Origin of the sequence: Methylocystis sp. H4A (genome assembly GCF_015709545.1) — a bacterium.
In the GTDB taxonomy this organism is placed as follows: domain Bacteria; phylum Pseudomonadota; class Alphaproteobacteria; order Rhizobiales; family Beijerinckiaceae; genus Methylocystis; species Methylocystis silviterrae.
Genome location: NZ_JADNQY010000023.1, coordinates 179,108 through 191,425, shown reverse-complemented (window position 1 = coordinate 191,425; position 12,318 = coordinate 179,108). Strand labels below are relative to the sequence as shown.

Annotated in this window: 7 protein-coding genes; 3 read left to right on the top strand and 4 right to left on the bottom strand. The window is 63.5% G+C overall.

Going from position 1 to position 12,318, the window contains the following annotated elements; all coding sequences use genetic code 11:
- Positions 1 to 67: 67 nt before the first annotated feature.
- From IYW40_RS10060 to IYW40_RS10050, 3 genes are all read right to left on the bottom strand, one after another.
- A complete protein-coding gene (locus IYW40_RS10060; RefSeq protein WP_348644266.1) occupies positions 68 to 616 on the bottom strand; it encodes a TlpA disulfide reductase family protein in 549 nt (182 codons plus the stop codon).
- An 80-nt stretch (positions 617 to 696) separates the two neighbouring features.
- Positions 697 to 3,123, bottom strand: coding sequence for a TonB-dependent receptor plug domain-containing protein (locus tag IYW40_RS10055; RefSeq protein WP_196400506.1), 2,427 nt, complete (start codon positions 3,121 to 3,123; stop codon positions 697 to 699).
- Between the two features lie 60 nt (positions 3,124 to 3,183).
- The gene (locus tag IYW40_RS10050; protein WP_246720746.1) at positions 3,184 to 3,555 is read right to left on the bottom strand and encodes a hypothetical protein; all 372 of its coding nucleotides are present in this window, start codon (positions 3,553 to 3,555) and stop codon (positions 3,184 to 3,186) included.
- 287 nt (positions 3,556 to 3,842) lie between these two features.
- Here IYW40_RS10050 and IYW40_RS10045 point away from each other — a divergent pair, with 287 nt between their 5' ends.
- Together IYW40_RS10045 and IYW40_RS10040 are read left to right on the top strand one after the other, a co-directional pair.
- Positions 3,843 to 4,949: a helix-turn-helix transcriptional regulator gene (locus IYW40_RS10045; protein ID WP_196400504.1), complete on the top strand. Its 1,107-nt coding sequence runs from the start codon at positions 3,843 to 3,845 to the stop codon at positions 4,947 to 4,949.
- Between the two features lie 149 nt (positions 4,950 to 5,098).
- Positions 5,099 to 5,563: an Hsp20 family protein gene (locus IYW40_RS10040; protein ID WP_124738506.1), complete on the top strand. Its 465-nt coding sequence runs from the start codon at positions 5,099 to 5,101 to the stop codon at positions 5,561 to 5,563.
- A 58-nt stretch (positions 5,564 to 5,621) separates the two neighbouring features.
- On the opposite strand, the gene IYW40_RS10035 is transcribed toward IYW40_RS10040, so the two are convergent.
- On the bottom strand, positions 5,622 to 7,073 hold the full coding sequence (locus IYW40_RS10035; protein ID WP_196400503.1) for a hypothetical protein: 1,452 nt from the start codon (positions 7,071 to 7,073) through the stop codon (positions 5,622 to 5,624).
- A gap of 445 nt (positions 7,074 to 7,518) precedes the next feature.
- On the opposite strand from IYW40_RS10035, the gene gltB reads away from it, so the two are divergent.
- Positions 7,519 to 12,213 carry a glutamate synthase large subunit gene (gltB, locus tag IYW40_RS10030; RefSeq protein ID WP_196400502.1) on the top strand — a complete coding sequence of 1,565 codons (4,695 nt, stop codon included), beginning with the start codon at positions 7,519 to 7,521 and terminating at the stop codon, positions 12,211 to 12,213.
- Positions 12,214 to 12,318 lie beyond the last annotated feature (105 nt).

Here is a 12,318-nt window from a genome sequence, read left to right as displayed (position 1 = left end):
GGCGCTTCAGAGCCGATTCTTCGCGCCAAGATAATGCATTTTGGCGACAAGACCGAACGGCGCCGTTTCAATCGGCGCAGAAGGCGGCGAGACGTTGGGGTTCCGCGAAGTTCAGTCTGCCGTTGACGATAGCGTCGACCCGTCCGGACGCGCCGATGAAATAGTGGAGAGGGGTAACGACGCCGCCGTCGGCCGTCGCGCCATAGAAGGCCCGGGCGCTCATGGCTTTTGAAACGTCCGTCCTGGTGGAATCGCCAACGCGAAAGATTTTCCAGGGCAGGCCGTAGGTTTTGAACTTCGTCGCATCCTTGGCGTAATCGCTCGCGCGCGCCGAGACGAAGACGATGTTCCAGCGATCCGGGCAGGCGGCGGCGATCGCCTTGAAGCCTTTCATTTCAGCGAGACAATTCGGACACCAATATGCCCAAAGGCTTACGAGCGTCGGCCGGCCGTTCGCCATCAGCGCGCGCAGATCGAGCGGCGCGCCATTTGCGCCGATGAGATCGACCTCCCCGAGAGAGGCCTTCATCTCGTCCTCGGTGACAGCGCGCGACGCATTCGCGCCAATGATCTCGGCGTGCGCCGATGCAAGCGAAGCGCAGAGCAAAAGGGTCACAAGGAGAGATCGCCGCATCATAAGCATCCAAAGGAAAGGCGGCGCAATAGCGCGCCGCCTTTGAAAATAGAGCGTCGCGGTCAGAACCTCACGGTCAGTCCGGCATAAAAGTTCCGACCCATGCCGGGCACCTGACGCACGCTCGCAAGACCCGCATTGCGTCCGAAGAGGAACGCATTGCGCGAATAGTTCGTCAAGTCGAACCCGCCAAGCGGCAACGAGTAAAGCGCATCGGTGACATTGTCGACGCCAAGGTCGATGCGCATATTGCTCCAGTCATAGGCGGCGCGGAGATTGAGCAGCGCGTATGCCGGGGTCGTGAACTCGCCCTTGTTCGCCGACACGTGATCCTTGGGCGCGACGAGTTGCGTTTCGGCGGCCATGCTCAATCCGCCGATCTGATGCTCCAGCGTAATGCGCGCATTGGCCGGCATCAGGTTCCATAGACCGTCGCCCTTCTTGATCAGGAAGGACGCGACGGAGCACAAGCCGTTGCCCGGCGGACAATACTGCGGATTGCCGATGTCGAGATTTCGTCCATAGACGAAACTGACGACGCCAACCGCCTGCAGCCTGCCGTATTCGGGTGATTCATGCAGCTTCACTCTGCCCGAGCCGTCGACGCCATAGAGCTCCGCGTTGAAGTTGCGGAACTGCATGATCTGGAAAATATAGGAATTCGCCACCGGGAACTGATTGAAGGTTCCGCCGGTTCTAGCGCCGTCGATATAGTTCTCGACATAGGTGTAGAAGGGCGAGATCCGCGCTTCCCAATTGTTTGCGCCGGACATGTCGCGCCAAGCGCCGGTGAATGCGACATTGTGCGCCACTTCCGGCTTCAGATTGAGGTTGCCGGTATACCCATTGCCGTCGCCGAACCAGTTGAACATCGCCGTGAACGGGCCCGCCACCGGCCAGGTGTAGCGTTCATAGAGATTGGGCGAGCGCGTCTTGCGCGAATAGCCGAACTCGTAAAGGCTGCCAGGTTCCGGCTCATAGCGCGCCAGAGCGGTCATGTCGAAATTGATGTCGGTGCGCGCGCGATTTTGCGCGTTGAAGATATTGACCGCCAAATTATTCGCGCGCGCGAGCAGGGGTGAGTTGGGGAAGATAAAGGGCGTGTAGCTCTGGCCAGGACCAGTGTCCATCCAGACGATGTCGTTGCGCACGCCAATCAGGCTGGACCACTGAGTCGTCCAGCGGCGCTCCCATTCGGCATACGTGCCAAATCGGTTGCGCTGGCCGCCGTTGATGTTCACATTCGCGAAAGGCCGGCTCAAACTGCCGGGCGGCGTGGCGAACCCCTGCGTGAAACCGGTGGGATCGGAAGGCCAGTAGTCCTGCAGGCGATAGCCGTGGAACTCATTGCCGATGCGGAAAAGATCCTGATCGCTGTATGGAATTTCCGCTTTTACCGAATAGCCAAAGTCGCGGCCGAGCGCGATCATCGGGTGATTGAGCCAGAATCTGTCCTCCAGGAATCCCATCTTGTGGAAGACCTGATGCCAGTAGGCGCGCGCCTCCAGCGTGCCCCATTCGAAGGCGCCCTTGTAGAGGGCGTCCAGCGAATAGGAGCGATTGCGCGTCATATCCATGCGCTGGTTCGGAAAGCCCTGGTAGGGGATGTTCTGATAGGCGCCGCGGAAGGTGAACAGATGCCCTTCGTTCTGGTAGCCGAGCGTGACGGCGTGATTCTCGGACATGAAGCCCGTTGAGAGAACTTTGTCGCCGTTGCCGCCGGCGTGATAGTTCGTCGCCCGCTGCCAGGACCCGTTGTAGAGAAGGCTCCAATGGTCGTTGGCCATGTTGATGTTCGCGGAAACGCCGACGCCGTTGTTGTTGCCGCGGAAGAAGGCCGAGATCGTTCCCGTCGCCAGCACTTCATTGTTGGGACCAAATCGCAGCGTCCCTGGAACCGGCAGCGGCAGATAGGGAACAGGCGGGTAGGGGCTTGCAGCGACGATCGGCGACACCGGCGCGCCGCCCGGACCGACGACCCCCGGCGCGACGACCGGCGTCGCAAAGACCGGCGATTTCGGGGTGACGAGGATCGAGCCGCCGATTGAATCGCCGCCTTTGCTGACTGACGAGACCGCAGTCACGATTTCAACTCGACCGATCGTATTCGGATCGGTGTAGCTCAACGGCGAATTCATGTGATTGGCGCAGGAGGACGTGGCCTGCACGCCGCCGACGACAATCTTCAGGCGATCGTCGGCGAGACCACGGATCGCCGGGAGGCCGGAAACGCCGCCGCCTGTCTGCACGCTGACGCCCGGCTGATGCTCGAGAAGCTTCGCCGTATCCGTCTCCGGCGGCTTCTCCTCAATGATTTCCTTCTGCGTGACGACGGTCTCGTCGGCCTTGTCCTGCGGCGGCGTGGTTGGCGCCCTCTGCGCCGCGCCGACGACGATCTGCGGAAGAGAGACTTGGGCCGTGGCGGTCGCAAGCGAGGCGAGGATCAACGCGCAAGCGCTTGCGCCGCGCAGTAGGGCGGGACGGTACATTGAATGAGTTCTCCTGATCCGCCGGCGAACGGCGGTTGAAACGGTGCGTGTTTTGTTTCGTCAGGAGAGCGTGGGAGGCGCGCGCGAGCGCGTTTCGCCGGGCCGGCGTCGTTCTCGCGGTTCGAAAGGCCAGGAGTCGAAATAGACAAGCGGGGTTGGCGGCTGTTCGAGCCGCGCGATCGGCGGCTTTTCGGAAAGGATCGGCGCCGCGGCGATTGGGCAGGCGCCACAATGCGCATGCCAGCCGAGCGCCGGCGCGCCGCTCGGCGCCGTCTCGTCCGCAGCGGCGTGACTTGTGACGCAGAACTCTTGCGTCGCCGACAGGGCCGCATGCGGCGCGATCGTCGTCTGCAACAATGCCGAAACGACGAAAAGCGTCGCAGCAAGAAAGGCGCGTAGGCCTTTCCGTGCGTCCGTCTTTGCTGTCGTCATTGAAGCCGAAGTCGCCATGCCGCCGCGCCGATTCATTTTGTGCAACTTAGCCGCTACGTTTTTCTCCGTTTCCCCCCGATCGGGAGGGTGGCGCTCGGCATTTGCGTAAATTCTTGTCCTTGTTGCAGTTGCGCAACACAGACGCTAAGCTGCGAGTGATTGGCGCCCTGGCGTTTCTACAGATTCTTCTAGGGCTCCAAGGCAGTGTGACGTTTCGCTGTGCGGCAAGCGCCATCGCGAAGACCGGCTTTGCGAAGGTGTGGCGAGAGGTCGCACCGGGTGAAGACATGACCTCGACGAAAGATGCGGATGCGCGCGTCATCGTGGCGATCAAAGCCGCGGGCGCCGAAGCCCAGCATTGGCCCCATGCGCTCGACGAGATCGCGCGATTGCTAGATGCGCGCTTTGCAGCGCTGCTGTTCGAAGACCGTTGTTCGGCGCTGCTGGAGCTCAAGCATTCGACACGTGCTGAGAAAGCGTGGATCGTCGAATATCTCCGCAATCATCGCAAACTCGATCCGATCAAGGCGCGTGTGCTGGCCGAGATTGGCGTCGGTCGGGCGTTCTCGGCGGAAGACTTCGTCTCGCGGGACGAACTACATCAAAGCGGCGCCTACCAGCGCTGGATGGCGCCCTTCGGCCTCGCCGATATGATCGGCGGAGTCATTCACCGATCCGAGACGGGCGTTTGCCTATTCGTCGCCTTTCGCGATGAGGCCGCGGGTCTCGACGACATCGAGGCGAAGGGGCGCCTTGAGGCGCTTCTGCCGCATCTCGCGAAGGCCATCGCGCGGCACAAGCCGGCGTCTGACACATCCGCTCTTGTCGAATTGTTCGAGGAGCTGACGTCCCCCGTGCTTGTCGTCGACAGCAGGATGCGCATCGTCCATAGGAATCGCAGCGCCGACGAGATGTTCGGCGAAGGCGATGCGCTGGCGATCTGCGGCGAAACGCTGACTGTGCGCGATCCGCGCGCGAAGGAGGCATTGGAGCGTGCGCTCGCTCGGATCGGCGGGGCCGATGCGGAAGCCTTCGCGATCATGGTGAAACGCGGGGAGTCGCGCTGCTGCGTGATGCATGTGCTGCCGCTGTCGAAGGGATTGTCGGCGTTGTTCATGCGCAGGCTCGCCCTCAACTCCAGCGAAAGTGGAGCGGTCGCCGCGGGCGTGTTCGGCCTCACCGCCCGCGAGAGTTCGGTGCTGCTCGCCATCGCCGAAGTGGGCGGCGTCCCGGCGACCGCGCGCGCGCTTGGTCTCAGCGAAGGAACCGTCAAGGGCTATCTGAAAAGCATCTTCCAGAAGACCGGCGCGAGCCGTCAGGCGGATCTGGTCAGGCTCGTGCTGGCTCTCGAGTCGCCGTTTCGCGCGCCCGAGCGCCATTCGCTGCCGGCCTGAAATTCTGTGTCGCCGGATCCTGCCGGGGCCTCTTGAACGACGCCGCAGCGCTTCTTAAATCGTTGCCAGCGCGGGCCGTAACGGACGCGCTAAGAGGCGCGGCGCGATAACGCTAGCGCGCCGCATGTCGCTCAACTGGAGGATATGTCATGCGTCAGTTCGATCTCTCTCCGCTGTACCGTCAGACCGTCGGCTTCGACCGTCTGTTCAACCTGCTCGATCAGGCCAGCGGCTTCGAGACGTCCCAAAGCTACCCGCCTTACAATATCGAGCGCACGGGCGAGAACGCCTATCGCGTGACCCTCGCGGTCGCGGGCTTCTCGCGCGAGGAACTGTCCGTCGAGACCAAGGAAAACACGCTGTCCGTCAAAGGCTCGAAAGAGCCGGCGCAGCCTTCCGACGGCCGCGCGGTCCTGCATCAGGGCATCGCCGCACGGGCGTTCGAACGTCGGTTCCAGCTTGCCGACCATGTGGTCGTAACCGGCGCCAGCCTCGTCAACGGCTTGCTGCACGTCGACCTCGTCCGCGAGATTCCGGAGGCGCAGAAGCCACGCCGCATCGACATCGGCGTGACGACGCCGTCCGCGACGATCGTCGAGTCCAAGGCTGCGTAAAGTAACGGCGGAACATTCGAAGAAAATGCCAGAGGCGCCCTTTCGGGCGCCTCTCTTGCTATCCGCCGGTCTTCGGTTTTGCGGCGTCCTCGGGCGTCTTCGCCGTCGCTGAACCCATCGGGGCGGAAGCCGGCGGCGTCGACGCCGTCGGGGTCACGGCAGTCGTGCCGCTCGCGCCTGATGGCGGGACGATCGCCCGGCGCGAGGAGCCTCCGGCGGCGCGGACGGCCGCTGCGCGCTTCGCGGGCGTGGACACGCTTTGCGACGGAGCGGCGGGCTTTTCGGCGATCTGCCCCACGGGAGCAGCGCTTGGCGCATGATCAGCCGAGACCGGCGCCGGCGATGTGGGGGCGCTTTCAGGGCTTTGCGGCGACTGCTGCGTCGCTTGCGCTTGCGGCGGCGCGCTTGCGGGCTCGGCTTTCGGCTCCACAGACGCCGAATCCGCCGGCTTATCGGCTGGCGTTTCCTTGGCGGCCTGCGCCGACGGCGGAGTCGCGCCAGAGTCCGGCGCCTTTTGAGCAGAAGTCGGCGCCGGCTTAGCTGAGCTTTCCGTGGTTGGCTGCAGCCCCTGGGCCGCTTGCGCCGGCGCGGGGGCGCTGGCTTCGTTCGACTTCAGTTCTGACGGAGCCGAAGCGGCGCCCGGCTTGTCGCCAGCGGTCTTATCGGCTGTCGCCGCCGGAGGCGTAGCCGTTAAATCGGCGCCCTTCTGTTCCGTGCTTGGCGCGGGCGCCGTCTCCGTGCTCGGCGCGGGCGCCGTCTTGGCGCTCTGAGCGTTCGGCTTGGGCTCCTGCGACTGGGCGGCCGGCGCGGTCTTGGGCTCGATCGGCGTAGCCGCGGACGGCGCCGGAGCAGGGGAGGCGGCCGGCGCGATCGCAATCGGCGCCCCGGGGGGCGCTATGGGCTTCGTCGTCGGGGCGATTGCGCGCGAACTCTTCGGCGCCGCGGTTTTCTGCGCCGCCCGAGCGCGCTGTTGGCTGGCGCTATTTGGCGCCTTATCCGCCAAAGCTGCGCCGCCGGGCTGCTGGCGTCCGCGATCCGCAGCCGGGCCGACCGCCCCGGGACTGCCGACGCCCGGGGGCGGGTATGGAGCTGCGCCGGTCGAGGGGGGCGCGCCATAAGCATCGCCGCCTGAAGGTCCGTAAGCGCCGCCATAATGTGGCCCGCGATCATACATCGGCGGAGGGCCAAGTCTCACCGCGCGCAAGATGCGGCCCTCGTAGGGATCGATGATAAAGCGCATCTCGCCCTCGCGGCGACTGACGCCGGTGGCGACGATCTGATCGCCTCGGCGACCGAGCGGTCCGACCAATTGAAAGCCGGTGCGCCCGAGGATCGAAGCGACGGCGGGACGGGAGGCGAAGGCCGGCGGACCCTCGTCGGGAATTCGAGTGCGGAAGATGTTGGCGAACGGCCGAAAGAAAAACTGCGCGAAGGCGTGCTGCGGAACGGCGGCGCTTGCCGCCAGCGCCAACACGAACGGCAAAACCGCTTTCCCATTGAATGACCGCATTGTTTCTTCCCTATAAGCCCTCTCGGCCGCGCGGATGCTCTGACAACATTGCGGCGAGCATTGGACCGCCAAGCGCCCAAAGCCCAAGCGGTTGCTTGTCACTTCAGCGCAAATCTGGCAGTAATTTAGCCCGCAGATATGTCAGCGTTGCTGACCTTAAAGCGGCGCTCGCTTTTGGAAGCTCTGTTTCATTTTCATGGTCGCCGCTCGACACGCGCCCCGGCCAACGTAAATGAGAGGGCTCGCAAAGTGGCGCGTCCCTTGCCTTGCGCCCGGTCGCGAGACGAGGACGCGAGGGTTTCGCAATCGTTGCGAAACCTGCGTTACGGGAATGCGAGAGTCGGGCTGCGACGATTTAGGTCACGCCGACGACAGTTTTATGGTTCGATGAGCGGGCGGGAGGGGCGCAGGAAAAGGCGCTCGGTCCTGTCGAGGAGACGCCGAAATGACGAAAGCCGCCGAGCACTTCGCTGAAGCCGGACCGCAGCCGCTCGGCCGCGACCCCGCTCTTCCGCAGGCGCAAGGGCTTTATGACCCCGCCAAGGAGCATGATTCCTGCGGGGTGGGCTTCGTCGCCAACATGCGCAACGAGAAGTCGCACGCCATTGTCGAGATGGGCTTGCAAATATTGCTCAATCTCGATCACCGGGGCGCGGTCGGCGCTGATCCGAAGCTCGGCGACGGCTGCGGCATCCTGCTTCAGATCCCCCATGAGTTCTTCAAAGCGGAGTGCGCGAAGCTCGGCGTAGAGCTTCCCGGCCCCGGCGATTACGCCATCGGGCAGTTTTTCCTGCCGCGCGATCCCGAGACGCGCGCAAGCGCGCGCGGCATCATCGAAAAGGCGATCGAAGAAGAGGGGCTCGTCGTTCTTGGTTGGCGCGATCTTCCCGTCGACTCGAGCGATCTCGGCGAGGCGGTGAAGGCGGTCGAACCGCATCACGCGCAAATTTTCATCGGGCGGGGGCCGAACGTCGCTGACGCCGACATCTTTGAGCGGCGCATCTATCTTGCGCGCAAGGCGGCCTCGAACGAAATTTACAGGCTCGGCAACGGTGGACGGGAGTTTTACGCCGTCTCGGTCTCCTCGCGCACCATCGTCTATAAGGGCATGGTGCTCGTCTCGCAGCTCGGCGAATATTTCCTCGATCTCAAGGACGAGCGTTTTATCTCGGCGCTGGCGCTTGTGCATCAGCGCTTCGCGACGAACACCTTCCCCTCCTGGCGGCTTGCGCATCCCTATCGCTTCGTCGCGCATAACGGCGAAATCAACACGCTGCGCGGCAATCTGAACTGGATGGCGGCGCGCCAGGCGTCGGTCTCCTCGCCGCTGTTTGGCGACGAGATCAGCAAGCTATGGCCGATCTCCTATGAGGGCCAGTCCGACACCGCCTGCTTCGACAATGCGCTCGAATTCCTCGTGCGCGGCGGCTATTCGCTCGCGCATGCGGTGATGATGCTTATTCCGGAAGCCTGGGCCGGCAATCCGCTGATGGACGCCGACCGCAAGGCTTTCTACGAGCATCACGCGGCGCTCATGGAGCCGTGGGACGGTCCGGCCGCCATGGCCTTCACCGACGGGCTCCAGATCGGCGCGACGCTCGACCGAAACGGGCTGCGGCCTGCGCGCTATCTCGTCACCGACGACGGTCTCGTCGTCATGGCTTCAGAAATGGGCGTGTTGCCGATTCCCGAAGAGAAGATCGTGACCAAGTGGCGTCTCCAGCCTGGCAAGATGCTGCTGGTCGATCTGGAGCAGGGACGCATCATTTCCGACGACGAGATCAAGAAGGAGCTGTCGAACTCTCACCCTTACAAGGAGTGGCTGGCGCGCACGCAAATTCAGCTCGAGGATCTAAAGCCCGTCGATACGCGTCCCGCGCGATGGGACGTGTCGATGCTCGACCGTCAGCAGGCCTTCGGCTACACGCAGGAGGACCTCGATCTTTTGCTTTTCCCAATGGCCGTCACAGGCCAGGAGGCGATCGGGTCGATGGGCACGGACACGCCCGTGTCGGCGCTCTCCGACAAGGAGAAGCTGCTCTATACCTATTTCAAGCAGAACTTCGCGCAGGTGACCAATCCGCCGATCGATCCGATCCGCGAAGAGCTGGTCATGAGCCTTGTTTCCTTCATCGGCCCTCGGCCCAACATCCTTGACCATGAAGGCTCGGCGAACAAGAAGCGCCTCGAAGTGCGCCAGCCGATCTTGACGAGCGAGGACCTTGAAAAGATCCGCTGGATCGGCACGATCGAAGATAGTTTCGACACCAAGACGATCGACGTCACTTACGACGCCACAAAGGGCGCCGAAGGCATGTATGCGGCGATCAAGCGGCTATGTCAGCGCGCCGAGGAGGCGGTCAGCGGCCGCTACAACATCATTATTCTCTCGGACCGCATGGTCGGTCCGGACCGCATTCCGATCCCGGCGCTGCTCGCGACCGCGGCGGTGCATCATCATCTGATCCGCAGAGGGCTGCGCACCTCCGTCGGCCTCGTCGTCGAGACCGGCGAGGCGCGGGAGGTGCATCATTTCTGCTGTCTCGCGGGCTACGGCGCCGAGGCGATCAACCCCTATCTTGCGTTTGAAACGCTCATCGCTTCGGCGGCGGAGTTTCCCTCCGACGTCGACGGTCCGACCGCCGTCAAGCGCTTCATCAAGGCGGTCGACAAGGGTATTCTCAAGGTGATGTCCAAGATGGGCATCTCCACCTATCAGTCGTATTGCGGCGCGCAGATCTTCGACGCCGTCGGCCTTGCGCAAAGCTTTATCGACGAATTCTTCACCGGCACGACGACGCGCATCGAAGGCGTCGGGCTCGAAGAGATCGCGCGCGAGACCGTGCGTCGCCATCGCCTCGCCTTCAGCGATGCGCCCGTCTACAAGGAGGCGCTCGACGTCGGCGGCGATTACGCCTACCGCATCAGAGGCGAAGCCCACAGCTGGACGCCGCAAACCGTGTCGCTGCTGCAGCATGCGGTGCGCGGCAATGCGCAAGACAAATATCGCGCCTTCGCCAAGCTGCTGAATGAGCAGGACGAGAAGCTTCTCAATCTGCGCGGGCTGTTCCGCGTCAAAGGCGCCGAGGAGGACGGTCGGAAGCCGATTCCGCTCGACGAGGTCGAGCCGGCAAACGAGATCGTCAAGCGCTTCTCGACGGGCGCCATGTCGTTTGGCTCCATCTCGCGCGAGGCGCATACGACGCTCGCCATCGCCATGAATCGCATCGGCGGCAGATCGAACACCGGCGAGGGCGGCGAAGAGGCGGATCGATTCAAGCCGCTGCCGAACGGCGATTCAATGCGAAGCGCCATTAAGCAGGTGGCGTCCGGCCGCTTCGGCGTGACGACGGAATATCTCGTCAACGCCGACATGATTCAGATCAAGATGGCGCAGGGCGCAAAGCCCGGCGAAGGCGGCCAGCTGCCCGGCGACAAGGTCGACGCGGTCATCGCCAAGGTGCGCCATTCGACGCCCGGCGTCGGCCTGATCTCGCCGCCGCCGCATCACGACATCTATTCGATCGAGGATTTGGCGCAGCTCATCTTCGACCTAAAGAACGCTAATCCGCGCGCCGCCGTGTCGGTGAAGCTCGTTTCGGAAGTTGGCGTCGGCACGGTCGCCGCCGGCGTCTCCAAGGGCCGCGCCGATCATGTGACGATTTCCGGCTTCGAGGGCGGCACCGGCGCTTCGCCGCTGACGTCGATCAAGCACGCGGGGTCGCCGTGGGAGATCGGGCTCGCTGAAACGCATCAGACGCTCGTGCTGAACAATTTGCGTTCGCGCATCGCCGTGCAGGTCGACGGCGGGTTGCGCACCGGCCGCGACGTCGTGATCGGCGCGCTGCTTGGGGCCGACGAGTTCGGCTTCGCGACGGCGCCGCTCATCGCGGCGGGCTGCATCATGATGCGCAAGTGCCATCTCAACACGTGCCCGGTCGGCGTCGCGACTCAGGATCCCGTTCTGCGCAAGCGCTTCGTCGGCTTGCCGGAACATGTCATCAACTTCTTCTTCTTCGTCGCCGAAGAAGCGCGCGAACTCATGGCCTCCATGGGTTATCGCAGATTCGACGAAATGATCGGGCAGATGCAAATGCTCGACAAGGAGAAGGCGATTGCGCATTGGAAGGCGCGCGGTCTCGATTTCTCCAAGCTGTTCTTCAAGCCACAGGGAGAAGGCGGAGCGATCCGTCACAGCAAGACGCAGGATCACGGCCTGGATAAAGTCCTCGACAACAAGCTCATCGCCGAGGCGCGCGCGGCGCTCGATCGCGGCGCGAAGGTTTCCATCGAAACGCCGATCCGCAACGTCGATCGCGCCACGGGCGCGATGCTCTCCGGCGAGGTCGCGCGCATCTATGGCCATGCGGGACTGCCCGAGGACACGATCGACATTCGCGCGACGGGCACCGCGGGCCAGAGCTTTGGGGCGTTTGTCGCGCGCGGCGTGACGCTGCGTCTGGAAGGCGAAGCCAACGACTATGTGGGCAAGGGCCTCTCGGGCGGCAAACTGATCATCTATCCGTCGCGCGACGCCGGGCAGATCGACCCCTCGAATTCGATCATTGTCGGCAACACCGTTCTCTATGGCGCGATTGCCGGAGAATGCTATTTCCGAGGCGTCGCCGGCGAGCGCTTCGGGGTAAGAAATTCGGGGGCGCTCGCCGTGGTCGAGGGCGTTGGCGATCACGGCTGCGAATATATGACGGGCGGCGTCGTGGTGGTTCTTGGGCAGACCGGCCGCAACTTCGCGGCCGGCATGTCGGGCGGCATCGCCTATGTTTTGGACGAGGATGACGCGTTCTCGACGCGTTGCAATCTCGCGATGGTCGACCTCGAGCCGGTGCGCGACGAGGAGGCCGTCATGACCGAGACCTATCACCAGTCCGGCGATCTGGAAGGCCATGGCCGCGTCGACGTGATGAGCGACATGACGCGCTTCGACGCCGAGCGGCTTCGGCAGCTGATCGCCAATCACCTGCGCTACACCGGCTCGACGCGGGCGCGCGACATTCTGGCGGATTGGCCAAATTACGTGGGCAAGTTCCGTAAGGTGATGCCGGTCGAGTATCGGCGCGCGCTCAACGAACTCAACGCGCGTAAAAAGCAGCCGCAACAGCTGAAAGCTGCGGGCGAGTGACCTGGGCGACGAATGAGCGGAATGCTTGGGCGTAGCCTTTGCCTTTGTCAGTGGTGATTGTTAAAGAGAGGGAGTCGGGCTAACCTGCTTTAAACTCGGCGGTTT